Genomic DNA, 15,531 nt, shown 5'->3' with positions numbered 1-15,531 from the left:
ACCCGTTCATGCACACCGTTGCACAACTGCGCGCCGGTACGCTGGCAGGCATCACTCGCCTCGACCTCAGCGAGAACCTGACACAGTTCCCCCGGGAAATTTTCGACCTGGCGGACTCGCTGGAAGTGCTCAACCTCAGCGGCAATGCCTTGACCCAGCTGCCGGACGACCTGCATCGCCTGAGCCGTTTGCAGGTGTTGTTCTGCTCGGACAATCTGTTTACCGAACTGCCGGCTTGCCTGGGCCGATGTGCGGCGCTGACCATGGTCGGCTTCAAGGCCAACCGCATCGAACACGTCCCGGCAGAGGCGCTGCCGCCGCTGTTGCGCTGGCTGATCCTGACCGACAATTGCCTCAGTGAACTGCCGAGCGAACTGGGTCAACGTCCGCACTTGCAAAAACTCATGCTGGCGGGCAACCGCTTGCGACAGTTACCCGACAGTCTGCGTAACTGCCATCGACTCGAGTTGATCCGCATTGCCGCCAACCGCCTGACCGCGCTGCCGGAATGGCTGCTGCGCCTGCCGAGCCTGAGCTGGCTGGCCTACGCCGGCAACCCGCTGGAAACCGAAGCCGATGCCACCGCCCTCGAAGCCACACCGAGCATTGCCTGGTCGCAACTGCAACTGGAACAACAACTGGGCGAAGGCGCTTCCGGCGTGATCCATCGCGCTTCCTGGACGAAACCCGGCCAGCCCGCCACAACGGTAGCGGTCAAACTCTACAAAGGCGAAATGACCAGCGATGGCTCGCCGCTGCACGAAATGAACGCCTGCATCACCGCTGGCATTCACCCCAACCTGATCCGCGTAGAAGGCCGGATTGTCGATCACCCGCAACAAACCGACGGGCTGGTGATGCAGCTGATCGCCCCGAGCCATCGCAACCTCGCCGGGCTGCCGAGCCTGGCGTCCTGCAGCCGTGACGTCTATGCCGATGACACCCGCTTCAGCGCCGCTGTCGCCCTGCGTATCGCGCGTGGTATCGCTTCAGTGGCCGGGCATCTGCACCGACGTGGCATCACTCACGGCGACCTTTACGGCCACAACATCCTGTGGAACGAACACGGGGATTGCCTGCTGGGAGACTTTGGCGCAGCGTCATTCCATGCCACCCAGGACAACCTGGAAAGCCGTGCATTGCAGCGGATCGAAGTGCGAGCGTTCGGGGTGCTGCTGGGGGAATTGCTGGAAAGGATCGACTCGGGATTGAGCGATGCGGATCGACTGCGGCTTGATGCGTTGCAGCAGCGCTGCTGTCAGCCGGATGTGTTGATGCGGCCGGGGTTTAACGAGATTTTGCAGCAATTGAGTTGCGGGTGACCGCTATGCGGTCAATCGCGGGCAAGCCCGCTTCCACAGGGACAGCGCAAAACCTGTGGGAGCGAGCTTGCTCCGGGCGACGTTCCGACGATGACGGTGTCACTGGCGAAACAAATTAACCCGCCAAACCGACAAACATGTCCTGCACGTCATCGTGGTTATCGAGGCCTTCAAGGAACGCTTCGACTTCAGCCATCTGCTCGTCGCTCAGGCCGCTGACCGGGTTCTTCGGCTGGTAGCCCAGTTTGGCCGACAGCACGGTGAAACCCTGCTCAGGCAAGGCTTTCTGAACCGCATCCAGGTCGGTGGGCTCGGTCAGGAACAGGGTCGCGCCCTCTTCACCCGGTTCAAAATCCTGGGCACCGGCTTCGATCGCAGCCATTTCCGGATCCGCATCCGGGGTGTCCGGCGAGGCTTCGATCATGCCCACGTGGTTGAAATCCCAGGCCACCGAACCGGAGGCGCCCAACTGGCCCTTGCGGAATGCGACGCGGATTTCAGCAACGGTGCGGTTGATGTTGTCGGTCACGCATTCAACGATCAACGGCACCTGATGCGGTGCAAACCCTTCATATGTCACGCGATGGTATTGCACGGTTTCGCCCAACAGGCCCGCACCTTTCTTGATGGCGCGGTCCAGTGTTTCCTTGGGCATCGATGCTTTCTTGGCCTGTTCCACCACCAGACGCAAGTGTGCGTTGGTGGCGGTATCGGCACCGTTGCGTGCAGCAATGGTGATTTCTTTCACCAGTTTGCCGAAGATCTTGCCCTTGGCGTTAGCTGCCGCTTCTTTGTGTTTAACCTTCCACTGTGCGCCCATTACTCACTCTCTTGTCTATGGCGCCGAGACATCTATTGGCCGACGCATGGCGCCAAGTTTATACGGCCTAAAGTTGGCAATCGACCAAAAATTCTCAACGGCAGGATCGACATCTTCACCGGCTTTTGTAGGGCATTTCTGAAACTACGATTCGCGATGACTATCAAGGGTCATGGTTTCGTACCCTTCGCACCCGTACTCCTCGGTAGAAGCGCGATCAATGCACAACGACAAGGAAAGTCCCTTCACCCTGACACTGCTCGACGACAATTTGAGTTTGCAGGTGGTGCAGTTCAGTGGCCGCGAGGCTCTCAATCAACCCTATCGATTCGATATCGATGCCATCGGCCTCGCTCCGGGCCTGCCCCTTGAGCGACTGCTGCAACAACCGGCACTTCTGGTTATCGGCCATGGCCACTACATTCATGGCGTACTGCACAGCGCCAGCCACGAACATCGCGGCCATCGGCGGGTGGGCTACAAACTGATACTGGTGCCTGCACTTCAGGCGCTGGAGCGGCACAGATCACGACGCATTTTCCAGCACCTCAGTGTGCCGATGATCCTGGGTCGACTGTTGCAAGAACATGGTTTACCCGACAGCAGCTTCCGCTTCGAGCTCCAAGACAGCCACTATCCCCTGCGACCTTTTTGCATTCAGTACGAGGAAAGCGATCTCGCGCTGCTGCAACGGCTGTGCGAGGAAGAAGGCATTCACTACCACTTCGAACATCACCGGGCCGGCCATGTTCTGATTTTTGCCGATGACAGCCTGAGTTTCCCGCAGGAACCGCTGCTGATGCCCTTTCAAAACGACATGCTCACGATCGCTCAATCACCGGTGATCAGCGAACTGTTCCAACGCCACGATTTATTGTCTTTGCCGCTCCAGGTGGATGCCCGAAATCGCGCTATTGCAGCTATCGGGGATAGCGCCGTCAATCACTCTTCGCCGCGCTCGTTGTCCAGCCCTGTTCACCCACAGCGTCATCGCGAGCAACTGGGTCGACGGCAGTTGGAGCGCCTGCGATGTCAGCAGGTGAAAATCCATGGGCAGAGCAACCACTGCCGATTGCGCAGCGGGTGCATCGTGCAGGTGGCGGAACATCCGTTGCGGGGTTTCAACGATCAATGGCTGGTCATTCAGGCACAGCATCAAGGGCGGCAGGATTCGATTCTGGAGCAGGCTTGCCCAAGCACACCCCGGCATTACCACAATCAGTTTTGCGCCATTCCTTGGTCAACGGTGTTCCGGCCGGCGCTTGAACAAGAACGGCCGCGCATCACCGGTTTCCAGCCTGCCCGGGTGTGTGGTCCGGCGGGCAAGCCGGCTATTGAGGATGATCAAGGGCGAATCCAGGTACGTCTGTGGCCGGCGACAACCAGCGACTGCGAAGCACCTGCCGACCTCTGGTTGCCGGTCGTGCTGTCGACTGCGAACACCGGGTTCAATCCGACCGGCATGCCCCTGGCGGGTAGCGACGGGCTGGTCAGTTTCATCGACAGCGACCCCGACCGCCCAGTCTTTTGCGCGAGCTTCAGACAACACCCCTCGATTCCAGCAGTTCGCCAGCAAAAGCCGCGCAGCGATACCCGCTTGTTACTCGATTGGCTGGTCAATCGCACCGACCTCAAGCCATAAAAAGTCAGGATTTGCCAACGATGGCTGCAAGCTTCGCCGGAAGCCGGCCTGCCGCAGATGCAGCAGGCGACGAGGGAAAGGATTCAGGTACCCAGAGGTTTGACGGTTATCGCTTGATTGGGTACGCAGGCGAATGGAGTACCCATGCCATTGGGGCGGCTGTTCCAGTGTGGGATGAGTACCAGTGCGGAGAACATCGCACAGCCGGCAAAGACGATGAAAACGGTAACGGTGTCAAAGTAGCCCGGCAGCAAACCACCGAGAATCGCCCCGACCGAACCGCAGCCGTTGACGAACCCGGCCGCTGTCGCGCCTGCCTTTGCAGTGCCGAAGTCGATGGCGGCAGCGCCACTTATCATCGAGTCCGGCCCGTAGAGTGTCAGGCCCATGACGAACAACAGCGCCACCACCAGTACCACGCTGCCGGTGTGCAGGGCACCCATGAAAAACGCCAGGGATACGGTCAACGCCAACAGACTGATCACGCAGGCCGGCATGCGTCGGGCGCCGAACAGTTTGTCCGAGGCCAGGCCAATCAGGATCGGCCCGAGCAACCCTGCCAACTCAAACGCGGTGGGAATGATCGCCGCCCCGACCTTGCCCACCGAGGGCATCTGCTCGAAAACAATCACCGGCCCCCACAGCAGAATCGCGTAGCGCGCCGGTTTCAGCATGAAATACGCCAGCCCCAACACCAGCACCGTGCGATTGCGCAGGATTTCCTTCAACGGCACCCACATGCTGATTCTGCTTTGCGCGTCGGCCTGTTCGGCGGTCAGCTCAGGCTCAGGTTCAACTGCCGGCAAGCCGACGTCTTGGGGTTTGTTGCGTTGAAAAATAAAGAACAGCACGGCAACCAGCCCAACCACCGCCGCACTGGAAATGAACGCCGCATGCCAGCTGCCGACGAGCGTATACGCCCACCAGCCAGCAAACGGAGAGGCCACCAGACCACCGAAGGCGTAGCACGAACTCCATAAGCCCAGCACACGCCCACGTTGCTCCGAGGGGAAGAAACTGCCGAGGTTCTTGCACAGTCCCGACCAACCGGTGGACTGCGCCAGGCCTTGAATCAGCATGCAGGTCGCGAAGATCGGCAGTGTTGCAAAGTTGCCCATCACCAGCGCCGCCGCGGCGGAGATGACCAAGCCGCCGAGCACCACGACCCGTGGCCCGAAACGGTCTGCGAGGATGCCCCAAGTGAATTGGCCTACGGCGTAAGCGGTCAGGTAGATGGCGTCGAGGTTGGCCATGGCCATCTTGTCGAGCATGAACGTCGGGTCTTCGCCGATCCCCAGCTTGGCGACTGAAAACGCTTTGCGTGTGAAGTAGAAAGCGGCGTAGGCGAGCCAGGTGATCGCGAAAATCTGCACGCGCCAACGCTTGATGGTGCCGATGTGCTTGTTCATTGTGGTTCTGACCTCAGGGTTGAGTGTGCCGGCAGAATTAAATGAAAACGCCTGTCTTTTTTATTGTTGAGCACTGCGAAATCACCTTGTCCCTGTAGGCGATTGCGGTCAGATGAGTCCTGTTGATCCACCAGGCTCATGGCACCCCACTGCTGTTCGACTGACAGTCACCAGGGCTGAGGTACATAAAAACAATGACTGATAAATAAATGAAATCGATTTATCGTATTTCCAAAATAAGCTCAGCTTGTTAATGGAGATTCCCATGTCGGTTTCCCACGCCCAACTCAAAGCCTTCCATGCCGTGGCCGTGCACGGAAGCTTTACCAAAGCCGCCGAGCGGCTATTTCTCACGCAACCGGCGATTTCCGACCAGGTGCGCAAGCTCGAAGAACGCTACGGCGTGTTGCTGTTCCATCGCAACAAGCGCTCGGTACGCCTGACCGATCTGGGCGAGCGTTTGCTCGGCGTCACGCAAAAGTTGTTCGTGATCGAAGCCGAGGCCCAGGAGCTGTTGCAGGATTCCCAGGCCTTGCAGACCGGCAGCCTGATTCTGGCGGTGGACGCGCCTGTGCATGTGTTGCCGCAAATCGCCAGGTTTTGCGAGCGTTACCCGGGCATCAGCGTGAAGATCGAAACGGGCAACACCGATGAATCACTGTTCCGGCTCTTCAACTATCAAGCCGATCTGGCATTGCTGGGACGCGATGTCAGCGATGAGCGCCTGCTCTCGTTGCCCCTGCGCAACGACCCGATGGTGGCGTTCGTATCACGCCATCATCCATGGGCCGACCGCGAGTCCATCACCCTCTCGGATCTTGACGACACGCCGTTGGTGCTGCGGGAAATCGGCTCGGTCACCCGTCAGACCCTGGAAGAAGAAATGGCCGGCGCAGGGTTGCGCATCCGCCCGGCGATTCAGGTGGAAGGCCGCGAAGCCGCACGGGAGGCGGTGGTGGTCGGGATCGGTGTGGGCGTGGTTTCGGCGGCCGAGTTCGGTGCGGACTCGAGGGTTTGCGCACTGCCGATCACCGATTGCAAGCGGCGGTTAACCGAAACGTTGGTGTGTTTACGCGAGCAGAGTTCGCGGCGGGTGGTGGCGACTTTTCTGGAAATGGTGCGCGATAGTCTTGTTTAGGCAGGGCCGACCTCATCGCTGGCAAGCCAGCTCCCACAGGGATTTGTGTTGGCCACTAATCTTGTGAACGACACAAAACCTGTGGGAGCTGGCTTGCCAGCGATGGGCGCACCTCGGTCTACCCCCCAGGCGCCAACTCGAAAAACGCCTGAATCAAACGCAAATCCCGCCGCCGCTCCATGCACCCCATCATGTGCCGGTTTACCAATCCCTCGCCAATGATCGGTACCGCCGCCACCCGCGGATCATGGCTGACCTCCACCGACGACACCACGCCGACCCCCAATTGCGCCGCAACTGCCTCGGTCACCGCTTCGCGACTGTCCAGCTCCAGCAGCACCCTTGGGTTGACCCTGGCCTGGGTGCACGCCTCATCGAACGTGCGCCGGGTAATCGAACTCGGCTCACGCAACACCATGATCACTTGATCCAGTTCCTTGAGCGGCACGCCTTGGGTTCGATGCGCCCACGGGTGCCCATCGGGCACCAATGCACAGATGCGTGATTCGCTCAGGGCTTGCAGATGCAGGCCCTTGCGCGGCTCGACCTCGGTCAGCACCGCCACGTCGGCATGTTCGGACAATAGCGCCGCCAACGTTTCCTGAGCATTGCCCAGGCGCAAGTTCACGGTGATCCCCGGATAGCGCGCACGCAGGCTGGCAAGCATCGGCATGACCATGTGCGGGCCGTCCGCCGCCACTTCCAGACGCCCGGTCAGCAACTGCCGGTTGGCCTCCAGCATCACCTGCGCCTCGTCCGCCAGGCCAAACATCGCCCGGGTAATCGCCGCCAGTTTGGTGCCCTCTTCCGTCAGCTCCACCCGTCGTGCGGTACGGCGCAGCAGCGTGATCTGGTAATGCTCCTCCAGCGCCTTGATATGGCCGGTCACCGCCGGCTGGCTGATGAACAGGCGCGCTGCCGCTCTGGTAAAGCTGCCCTCTCGGGCCACGGCATCGAAGGCGCGAAGCTGGAACAGGTTCATGGATAACCCTCACTGATGGCTGGCATAACAACAAACAATTTGATTGATAGTCCGGCAAATTGCAATTTAGGCACCAACGCTTCATCCCATCGAATGCGAGGACACGAGAATGAGTATTGCCGCCCCTATCCTGCTCACCCCTGGCCCGTTGACCACGTCGGCCCGCACCCGCCAGGCAATGATGGTTGACTGGGGTTCATGGGATGACCGCTTCAACCAATTGACCGCCAGCCTCTGCGAGCAACTGCTGGCGATCATCAACGGCGCCGCCACTCACCACTGCGTGCCACTGCAAGGCAGCGGCACTTTTGCCGTCGAAGCGGCAATCGGCACCCTGGTGCCTCGCGATGGCAAGGTCCTGGTGCTGATCAACGGCGCCTACGGCAAACGCCTGGCGAAAATTTGCGAAGTGCTCGGCCGCTCGTTCAGCACCTTCGAAACCGCCGAAGACGAACCGACCACGGCCGCCGACGTCGACCGTCTGCTGCGGGCCGATGCCGGTATCACCCACGTTGCACTGATCCACTGCGAAACCAGCACCGGCATCCTCAACCCGCTGCCCGAAATCGCCCAGGTCATCGCGCAACACGGCAAACGTCTGATCATCGACGCCATGAGTTCCTTCGGCGCCTTGCCGGTCGACGCTCAACAGATCCCGTTCGATGCACTGATCGCCGCCTCGGGCAAATGCCTGGAAGGCGTGCCGGGCATGGGCTTCGTCTTCGCTCGCAAAGAATCCCTGGCCAGTGCCGCCGGCAACTCGCATTCGCTGGCGATGGACCTGTATGACCAGCACACCTACATGACCAAGACCGGCCAATGGCGCTTCACCCCGCCGACTCACGTGGTCGCCGCCTTGCATGAGGCCCTGCTGCAATACAACGAAGAAGGCGGCTTGCCGGCCCGACACGAGCGCTACGCCGCCAACTGCCAGGCATTGATGCAAGAGATGAGCAAGCTGGGGCTGCGCAGTTTCCTGCCAGCGGCGATCCAGGCGCCGATCATCGCCACCTTCCACGCGCCGAAAGATCCACGCTACCAGTTCAAGGAATTCTACGAACGGGTCAAGGCCAAGGGCTACATCCTCTACCCGGGCAAACTGACTCAGGTCGAAACCTTCCGCGTTGGCTGTATTGGCCATGTTCAGCCGGCCGAAATGCGCGAAGCCGTGGCCGCGATTGGCGAAGTGCTGCGTGAGATGGAAGTGTTGGAGATTTAAGTCACACCACATTCCCCTGTGGGAGCGGGCTTGCCCGCGATTGCGGCCTGACATTCACCACTGATGTCGACTGACACACCGCCATCGCGAGCAGGCTCACTCCTGCATTGAACCGTATTGCCAACTCAGGAATTTAATTGCCATGAACTACACCAACCCAACCACGCTGCAAGCCGCCATCCTCGACTGGGCCGGCACTGTCGTCGACTTCGGTTCATTCGCGCCGACGCAGATCTTCGTCGAAGCCTTCGCCGAGTTCGATGTCCAGGTCTCCATCGAAGAAGCCCGAGGCCCGATGGGCATGGGCAAGTGGGATCACATCCGCACCCTTTGCGATCAACCGCAAGTCGCCGAGCGATATCGCAAAGTATTTGGCCGCACACCGACTGACGATGACGTGACCGCCATCTACCAGCGTTTCATGCCGCTGCAGATCGAAAAAATCGCCGAGCACTCGGCACTGATTCCCGGCGCTCTGGACACCATTGCCAACCTGCGCCAGCAAGGGATCAAGATCGGCTCCTGCTCCGGCTATCCAAAACAAGTCATGGATAAAGTCGTCGAACTGGCCGCCACCAACGGTTACGTCGCTGACCATGTCGTCGCCACTGACGAGGTACCGAATGGACGCCCATGGCCCGCTCAGGCGCTGGCCAACGTGATTGCCCTGGGCATCGACGATGTCGCAGCCTGCGTAAAAATCGACGACACCGTACCGGGCATTCTCGAAGGCCGTCGCGCCGGCATGTGGACCGTGGCACTGATTTGCTCGGGCAATGCACTGGGCCTGGACTACGAAGGTTATCGCGCACTGGCCAGCGACAAACTTGCCAGCGAACGCAAGCGCATTCATGCATTGTTCGAAGGCTCACGCCCGCACTACATGATCGATACCATCACCGACTTGCCGGAAGTGATCGCCGATATCAACAAACGTCTGGCCAACGGCGAGATGCCGCAAAATCAATAAAGAAAAGCCGTAGTACTCAGCAGAGTGCTACGGCTCTTTTTAACTTGAACTATTGCAATATCAATTAACGTTCATCGCCACCGAGCGACATGTAACTCTCAACGTCATCCGAATCTTCAATATTCAACGCTTGAAGTTCATCCACTGGACTCGCGGCATCTTCCACTTCCTCTTGTTCGACAGAACCTGGCTCTTCGTCAATCGCTGGTTGCCCAAGATCTTGCGTCTCGTCGATGGGCTCGGCCAGGCCGACCTGCCGCCCCGCCGCATCGATGATAACCCCATCAGGATAGAACGTCAGGCCATCAAACTCGAGTGAGCCGTCCGCATACAAAAGGGCGCCATTGTTAAACTCCCGAGTCCCGTCGGACCACAATCTTCCCCACGTGTACTCAGTTACTTCGCCACGGACTCCATTCATGTTTTCGTTCATGCTCATTCCTTTGATTACAAGATTTTAACTGCCAAAAACTGTTATTCGCTTTAAATAACGGCCATGCCCGACCAATATTAATCAACGGTCTTTATCACTCAAGCATAAAACTGAAAATACAGCACAAACAGAATCGGCCTACATCTGATCGCTCATTTTCGCCAGCGTGTGGTGACTTAACCGTCCTGACTCACTGAAATCCACGGCGTCCCTGCAAACCGCCTGTATGAACGAAGATCAGGCGTGCACCCTTTTTGAATGTGCCTGCTTCGACCTGCTGCCTGAGCACCAGCAATGCCTTGCCGGTGTAAAGCGGTTCCAACGGGATTGCGCAGGCCTGCTCTGTTTGCGTGATGAATTCGAGCAGCGACGGATCGACTTTGGCGAAACCGCCACGACTGGCGTCGAGTAATTCATAAGCCGGTTCTGTGAAACCCGCCTCCTCGAGAATCACTTCAACCTGCTGCCTCACACCATGATCGTCAGGCACCGCCAGTGCACCGTAAACCTGATGCTCCCCCGCTTCGGCCAGTACCAATCCGGCCAAGGTCGTTCCTGTCCCGCAGGCCAGCCACCAACCGTCGTAATCGCTCCAGCCCAGAGCGCTCAATTGCTTGCAGACCTGAGCCTTGAGCTGCATGCAGCCACGCGCCCCAGGCAAACCGCCGCCACCTTCCGGTACAGGTTGCAGGTCGGGATAGCGGGCTTTCCATGGCACCCAGAAATCCGCTGCATGCCGCGCCCGATAACCGCCATAACCCAGCCAGTGCAATTGCATGCCGAACGCCTGCAAGTCCCTCACCGTAGGGGTTTCCTGAGGGTGCCCACGCAACAGGCCTACGGTGCAAAAGCCAAATCGTTGGCCGGCCGCCGCCAGTGCATGCAAATGATTGGAGTGAGCCCCACCCAGGCTGATGATGCCTTTGGCGCCGGACTGTGCAGCAATGTTGAGGTGTTCGATCAGCTTGAACCATTTGTTGCCACTGATCAGCGGATCGATCTGGTCCAGACGCAGGATCGCGACTTCGATTCCGGCTGTGGTCAGCCAGTCGAGGTGGAGGCGTTGGAGAGGGGCTTCAGGGAGCCAGTCGCTAGGGGAGAAATGCATCGCTGCCGGTTCTGGGTAAAGAGCCAGCATTCTAGTCGCTCAAAGGCAGCCATCGCGAGCAGGCTCGCTCTTACAGGGGATCCAAGTAGGAGCGAGCCTGCTCGCGATGGCCATGGGTAGGCTAAACCTGCAAATTACAACTCAGCCGCCAACCGCGAACCTTGATTGATCGCCCGCTTGGCATCCAGCTCCGCCGCGACATCCGCGCCGCCGATCAGGTGCACGTTCTGGCCCGCCGCCAGCAGGCCATCCTGCAGCTCACGCAGCGGGTCCTGCCCGGCGCAGATCACGATGTTGTCCACCGGCAATACTTGTGGCTCACCGGTTTCACCGATGCGAATGTGCAGGCCTTCATCGTCGATCTTCAGGTACTCGACGCTATTGAGCATTTGCACCTGTTTGTTCTTCAGACCGGTGCGGTGAATCCAGCCGGTGGTCTTGCCCAAGCCGTCGCCGACCTTGGATTTCTTGCGTTGCAGCAGGAATACATCACGGGCCGGTGCATGGGGTGCAGCCTTGATCCCGGCCACACCGCCGCGCGCTTGGAGGTGTGTGTCGATGCCCCACTCTTTCCAGAACTCGTCGCGATTCAGACTGGTGGCCTGGCCCTGGTGAACGAGGAATTCCGAGACGTCGAAGCCGATGCCGCCGGCACCGATCACTGCTACGCGCTTGCCTACAGGCTTGCGTTGCAGAAGCACGTCCAGGTAGCTCAAAACCTTGGCGTTCTCGACGCCCGGAATCGCCGGAGTCCTTGGCGCGATCCCCGTCGCCAGGATGATCTCGTCGAAACCGCCCTCAACCAGCTTCGCCACATCCACGCGAGTGTTCAGGCACACCTCGACGTTGGTGGTCTGCAATTTGCGAGCGAAATAACGCAGGGTCTCGAAGAACTCTTCCTTGCCCGGCACACGTTTGGCCACGTTGAACTGACCGCCGATCTCGCTGGCCGAATCGAACAGCGTCACCTGATGGCCGCGCTCGGCTGCCACGGTGGCGGCGGAAAGCCCCGCAGGACCGGCACCGACCACAGCGATCTTCTTGACCTGCCGGACCGGCACGTAGTTGAGTTCGGTTTCGTGGCAGGCACGCGGGTTGACCAGGCAACTGGTCAGCTTGCCGCCGAAGGTGTGGTCCAGGCACGCCTGGTTGCAACCGATGCACGTGTTGATTTCATCAGCGCGGCCTTCAGCAGCCTTGTTGACGAAGTCCGGGTCGGCGAGGAACGGCCGCGCCATGGACACCATGTCGGCATCGCCTTCGGCCAGGATCTGTTCGGCCACTTCCGGGGTGTTGATGCGGTTGGTGGTGATCAGCGGAATGTTCACCGAACCGCGCAGCTTGGCGGTGACTTTACTGAATGCCGCACGCGGCACCTTGGTAGCGATGGTCGGAATCCGCGCTTCGTGCCAGCCGATGCCGGTGTTGATGATCGTCGCACCCGCCTGCTCGATGGCCTTGGCCAACAGCACGATTTCTTCCCAGGTACTGCCGCCCTCGACCAGATCGAGCATCGACAGACGGAAAATGATGATGAAGTTCGGGCCAACGGCCTCACGCACCCGACGGACAATTTCCACCGGCAGGCGCATGCGGTTTTCGTAGCTGCCGCCCCAACGGTCGGTGCGGTGGTTGGTGTGGGCCGCGAGGAACTGGTTAATGAAATAACCTTCCGAACCCATGATTTCGACGCCGTCGTACTCGGCCTGTTGCGCCAGGGTCGAGCAGGTGACGAAATCGCGGATCTGTTTCTCGATGCCTTCCTCGTCCAGCTCTTTAGGCTTGAACGGGTTGATAGGCGCTTGAATGGCGCTTGGCGCGACCTGCTTCGGGCTATACGCGTAACGGCCGGCGTGGAGAATCTGCATGCAGATCTTGCCGCCCGCCTCGTGCACCGCACGGGTAACGATCCGGTGCTTGAGCGCTTCTTCCTCGGTCGTCAGCTTGGCCGCGCCAGAGTAGACGCCACCCTCATCGTTCGGGCCGATACCGCCGGTGACCATCAGGCCGACCCCACCCCGGGCACGTTCGGCAAAGTACGCCGCCATGCGCTCGAAACCACCTGGTTTTTCTTCAAGGCCGGTGTGCATCGAACCCATCAGGGTGCGGTTGCGCAACGTGGTAAAACCCAGGTCCAGCGGGGCCAACAGGTGCGGGTAATGAGCGGCGGTCATCGGTAACTCCACAACGAGCGATCACGGAAAAGTGTGAGCGCTCTTTGGCGCCCCTCTTTCATGGGTTACAGACTATGAGCAGTCCAGCGGCCGCTCAATGACCGAAACTGACAACTTAATGATCGAAATGAGCAGCAGGTCTTGGCAGGGAAAAAATGAGAAGCAGGACGAGACTTGGTTGCGGTTCAACACTCGAACGTCCTAAAGGGTTGAACAGGGCTAACCCCGGTGGGCTTTCTACATCCAGGTTTTGAGCATCAGGTAGCTTGCAACCACAACGCACACGGCGCAAAAGCCCAGTTGAATGACTTTGGCGGGCAGCCTCGGGGAGAGGATTCTGCCCAGTAGCATACCGACCACACTGGCGGCGATAAACATGCCGCCGGCCGCGGTGATGTGGGCACCGGCCAACAATGCGCCTGTCACGGCAGAGGCTGAAATCAAGGCGATGGCCATGAGCGAAGTGGCCACGATGCCATGCATCCTGATATCAGTCAGTTGTTGGAATGCAGGTACGATCAAGAACCCTCCACCCACGCCGAGCATCCCCGTGAGCAGCCCTGAAACCGAGCCAACGATGGCCAGAGTGGTCGAGCATTCCAGGGTCCAGCGCAGGCGACCGGTCTGTGGGTTGAGCATGCAGTTTTTGTGTTGCCAGCGCGGCTCATCGCCTCTGTTTTCAGACTGAGTGCTGCAGGCCTGTCGAATCATGCGTATCGCCACAACGACCAACACCACGCTAAAAAGCGATATCAGCACAGTGTCGGGCAGTGAATGAGCAAAGAACACTCCCAAGGGCGAAAAGACAGCACCTAACAGCGCCATCAGCAGCGCGGCGCGATAGCGCACCAGGCCCTTTCTGAGGCCATCAATAGCCCCTAATGTGGCGGCGGCGCTGACGGCGAAAAGCGCCACAGGTGCTGATTGCGTCATGGACCAGCCCAGGCCAATCACCAGCGCCGGGATGGCCAGAATGCCGCCCCCGGCACCGGTCAGGCCAAGGATGATACCGATGGCTATACCGAACATTCCACTCAGTAGCATGCTCGCCCCTCACTCAGGCCTGGAGAGGCTCGTCAGCCACTCACGGCCTTTAAGCATGCCGTTCCAGTAAAACCACGGCAGAAACCTGGCTTTCAGGAACCAGGCAGCACGCCGGGCGACCGTCGGATCCAGGGGAAAGGAAGGCAGCAATTTGCCGCCGTAGCCGAACTCAGCCAGCACCACCTTGCCCTTCTCCACCGTGAGTGGGCACGACCCGTACCCGTCGTAGCGCAGCGGCATGGGCTGGTGGCGACGCAGCGCGAGGAGGTTCTCGGCCACGACGACGATTTGCTTGCGGGCTGCGGCAGCAGTTTTGGCGTTGCTGGTGGAGCAGATATCCCCCAGAGCGAATACCTCAGGGTAGCGGCTGTGTTGCAGCGTCCCTGGATCCACCTCGCACCAGCCGGCGGCGTCCGCCAGGGGGCTCAAGCGAATGAAGTCTGGAGCTACCTGCGGCGGCACCACGTGAAGCATGTCGAAACGTTTGGCGTGCCGGCTGAGGGTACCCTGCTCGTCCCTGCTTTCGAACCAGGCGGTTTTGCCCGGACCGTCGACTTTGACCAGGTTCGAGCCGAACACCAGCTGCGCTTGGTATTTGTCGATGTACTTCATCAGTGGCGGGACAAAGGCGGCCACCCCGAACAGGGTGGCGCCAGCGAGATTGAATTCGACGTCCACGTCCTGCAAGACACCTGATTTTTGCCAGTGATCACAGGACAGGTAAAGCGCCTTTTGCGGGGCACCGGCACATTTGATCGGCATAGCGGGCTGGGAAAACAGGGCTTTGCCGCGGCGTAAGCCCTGCACGAGCTGCCAGGTGTAGTCGCAAAGATCATAGCGATAGTTGGACGTCACCCCATGCTTGCCCAGGTATTCCTCCAGCCCTTCGATCTTCTCCCAGGCCAGCCTCAGCCCTGGGCAAACGATGAGGTTTTGATAGGCGACACTTTGACCGTTGTTCAGCTTCAGGCGTTTACTGTCCGGCAGGACCTCGACCACAGCGGCCTTGATCCAGGTGGCGCCGCGCGGAATGACTTGCGACATGGGCCTGGCGGTCTTGCGCACGTCATACGCTCCACCGCCGACCAGCGTCCAGGCCGGTTGGTAGTAATGCTGCTCATTGGGCTCAACCAGCGTGATTCGTAGATCCGGAACCCGCCTGAGCAGGCTTGCCACGATGCCGATGCCCGCCGCCCCGGCGCCAATAACAAGGATGTCGACGGTGATATCGGGGACGCCAATAGAGGCTTTGGTTCGAGTGCTCGCAGAC

Annotated in this window: 13 protein-coding genes; 5 read left to right on the top strand and 8 right to left on the bottom strand. The window is 59.7% G+C overall.

Going from position 1 to position 15,531, the window contains the following annotated elements; translation table 11 throughout:
* Positions 1–8 precede the first annotated feature (8 nt).
* Positions 9–1,322 (top strand): leucine-rich repeat-containing protein kinase family protein, encoded by a 1,314-nt coding sequence (locus D8U73_RS08955; RefSeq protein ID WP_130904264.1) that lies wholly within the window; start codon positions 9–11, stop codon positions 1,320–1,322.
* Between the two features lie 115 nt (positions 1,323–1,437).
* On the opposite strand, the gene D8U73_RS08950 is transcribed toward D8U73_RS08955, so the two are convergent.
* Positions 1,438–2,142, bottom strand: a complete 705-nt coding sequence (locus tag D8U73_RS08950) for a YebC/PmpR family DNA-binding transcriptional regulator (protein ID WP_056854673.1) — start codon at positions 2,140–2,142, stop codon at positions 1,438–1,440.
* A 220-nt stretch (positions 2,143–2,362) separates the two neighbouring features.
* Here D8U73_RS08950 and tssI point away from each other — a divergent pair, with 220 nt between their 5' ends.
* Entirely contained in the window at positions 2,363–3,784 is a 1,422-nt protein-coding gene (tssI, locus tag D8U73_RS08945; protein WP_130904263.1) for a type VI secretion system tip protein TssI/VgrG, read from the top strand.
* 83 nt (positions 3,785–3,867) lie between these two features.
* Here tssI and D8U73_RS08940 read toward each other — a convergent pair whose 3' ends face one another.
* A complete protein-coding gene (locus D8U73_RS08940) occupies positions 3,868–5,193 on the bottom strand; it encodes an MFS transporter (RefSeq protein ID WP_056854675.1) in 1,326 nt (441 codons plus the stop codon).
* 265 nt (positions 5,194–5,458) lie between these two features.
* Here D8U73_RS08940 and D8U73_RS08935 point away from each other — a divergent pair, with 265 nt between their 5' ends.
* Positions 5,459–6,331, top strand: a complete 873-nt coding sequence (locus D8U73_RS08935; protein ID WP_056854676.1) for a LysR family transcriptional regulator — start codon at positions 5,459–5,461, stop codon at positions 6,329–6,331.
* A 118-nt stretch (positions 6,332–6,449) separates the two neighbouring features.
* On the opposite strand, the gene D8U73_RS08930 is transcribed toward D8U73_RS08935, so the two are convergent.
* Positions 6,450–7,313, bottom strand: coding sequence for a LysR substrate-binding domain-containing protein (locus D8U73_RS08930; protein WP_056854677.1), 864 nt, complete (start codon positions 7,311–7,313; stop codon positions 6,450–6,452).
* Between the two features lie 109 nt (positions 7,314–7,422).
* Between D8U73_RS08930 and D8U73_RS08925 the strand changes: the two genes are divergently transcribed.
* Positions 7,423–8,532: a 2-aminoethylphosphonate--pyruvate transaminase gene (locus tag D8U73_RS08925; RefSeq protein WP_056854678.1), complete on the top strand. Its 1,110-nt coding sequence runs from the start codon at positions 7,423–7,425 to the stop codon at positions 8,530–8,532.
* A 142-nt stretch (positions 8,533–8,674) separates the two neighbouring features.
* Positions 8,675–9,502, top strand: coding sequence for a phosphonoacetaldehyde hydrolase (gene phnX, locus D8U73_RS08920; protein WP_056854679.1), 828 nt, complete (start codon positions 8,675–8,677; stop codon positions 9,500–9,502).
* Between the two features lie 64 nt (positions 9,503–9,566).
* Here phnX and D8U73_RS08915 read toward each other — a convergent pair whose 3' ends face one another.
* From D8U73_RS08915 to D8U73_RS08895, 5 genes are all read right to left on the bottom strand, one after another.
* Complete coding sequence (locus D8U73_RS08915; protein WP_130904262.1) at positions 9,567–9,935, bottom strand: hypothetical protein; 369 nt, start codon at positions 9,933–9,935, stop codon at positions 9,567–9,569.
* Between the two features lie 190 nt (positions 9,936–10,125).
* The gene (locus D8U73_RS08910; RefSeq protein ID WP_130904261.1) at positions 10,126–11,043 is read right to left on the bottom strand and encodes a pyridoxal-phosphate dependent enzyme; all 918 of its coding nucleotides are present in this window, start codon (positions 11,041–11,043) and stop codon (positions 10,126–10,128) included.
* 134 nt (positions 11,044–11,177) lie between these two features.
* Positions 11,178–13,217, bottom strand: coding sequence for an NADPH-dependent 2,4-dienoyl-CoA reductase (locus tag D8U73_RS08905; RefSeq protein WP_130904260.1), 2,040 nt, complete (start codon positions 13,215–13,217; stop codon positions 11,178–11,180).
* 237 nt (positions 13,218–13,454) lie between these two features.
* A complete protein-coding gene (locus D8U73_RS08900) occupies positions 13,455–14,261 on the bottom strand; it encodes a sulfite exporter TauE/SafE family protein (protein WP_130904259.1) in 807 nt (268 codons plus the stop codon).
* A gap of 9 nt (positions 14,262–14,270) precedes the next feature.
* Positions 14,271–15,503 carry an FAD/NAD(P)-binding oxidoreductase gene (locus tag D8U73_RS08895; RefSeq protein WP_347238262.1) on the bottom strand — a complete coding sequence of 411 codons (1,233 nt, stop codon included), beginning with the start codon at positions 15,501–15,503 and terminating at the stop codon, positions 14,271–14,273.
* Positions 15,504–15,531: the final 28 nt, after the last annotated feature.

Origin of the sequence: Pseudomonas sp. Sample_22, from assembly GCF_004307635.1 — a bacterium.
GTDB lineage: Bacteria > Pseudomonadota > Gammaproteobacteria > Pseudomonadales > Pseudomonadaceae > Aquipseudomonas.
This window is presented reverse-complemented; position numbering and strand designations above follow the sequence as displayed.

Excerpts from the sequence above, each read along its gene's own strand:
- D8U73_RS08950 (WP_056854673.1), bottom strand. The coding sequence starts at position 2,142 with ATGGGCGCACAGTGGAAGGTTAAACACAAAGAAGCGGCAGCTAACGCC.
- D8U73_RS08900 (WP_130904259.1), bottom strand. The coding sequence starts at position 14,261 with ATGCTACTGAGTGGAATGTTCGGTATAGCCATCGGTATCATCCTTGGC.
- D8U73_RS08905 (WP_130904260.1), bottom strand. The coding sequence starts at position 13,217 with ATGACCGCCGCTCATTACCCGCACCTGTTGGCCCCGCTGGACCTGGGT.
- D8U73_RS08910 (WP_130904261.1), bottom strand. The coding sequence starts at position 11,043 with ATGCATTTCTCCCCTAGCGACTGGCTCCCTGAAGCCCCTCTCCAACGC.
- D8U73_RS08915 (WP_130904262.1), bottom strand. The coding sequence starts at position 9,935 with ATGAACGAAAACATGAATGGAGTCCGTGGCGAAGTAACTGAGTACACG.
- D8U73_RS08940 (WP_056854675.1), bottom strand. The coding sequence starts at position 5,193 with ATGAACAAGCACATCGGCACCATCAAGCGTTGGCGCGTGCAGATTTTC.
- D8U73_RS08930 (WP_056854677.1), bottom strand. The coding sequence starts at position 7,313 with ATGAACCTGTTCCAGCTTCGCGCCTTCGATGCCGTGGCCCGAGAGGGC.
- D8U73_RS08955 (WP_130904264.1), top strand. The coding sequence starts at position 9 with ATGCACACCGTTGCACAACTGCGCGCCGGTACGCTGGCAGGCATCACT.
- D8U73_RS08925 (WP_056854678.1), top strand. The coding sequence starts at position 7,423 with ATGAGTATTGCCGCCCCTATCCTGCTCACCCCTGGCCCGTTGACCACG.
- D8U73_RS08935 (WP_056854676.1), top strand. The coding sequence starts at position 5,459 with ATGTCGGTTTCCCACGCCCAACTCAAAGCCTTCCATGCCGTGGCCGTG.
- phnX (WP_056854679.1), top strand. The coding sequence starts at position 8,675 with ATGAACTACACCAACCCAACCACGCTGCAAGCCGCCATCCTCGACTGG.
- tssI (WP_130904263.1), top strand. The coding sequence starts at position 2,363 with ATGCACAACGACAAGGAAAGTCCCTTCACCCTGACACTGCTCGACGAC.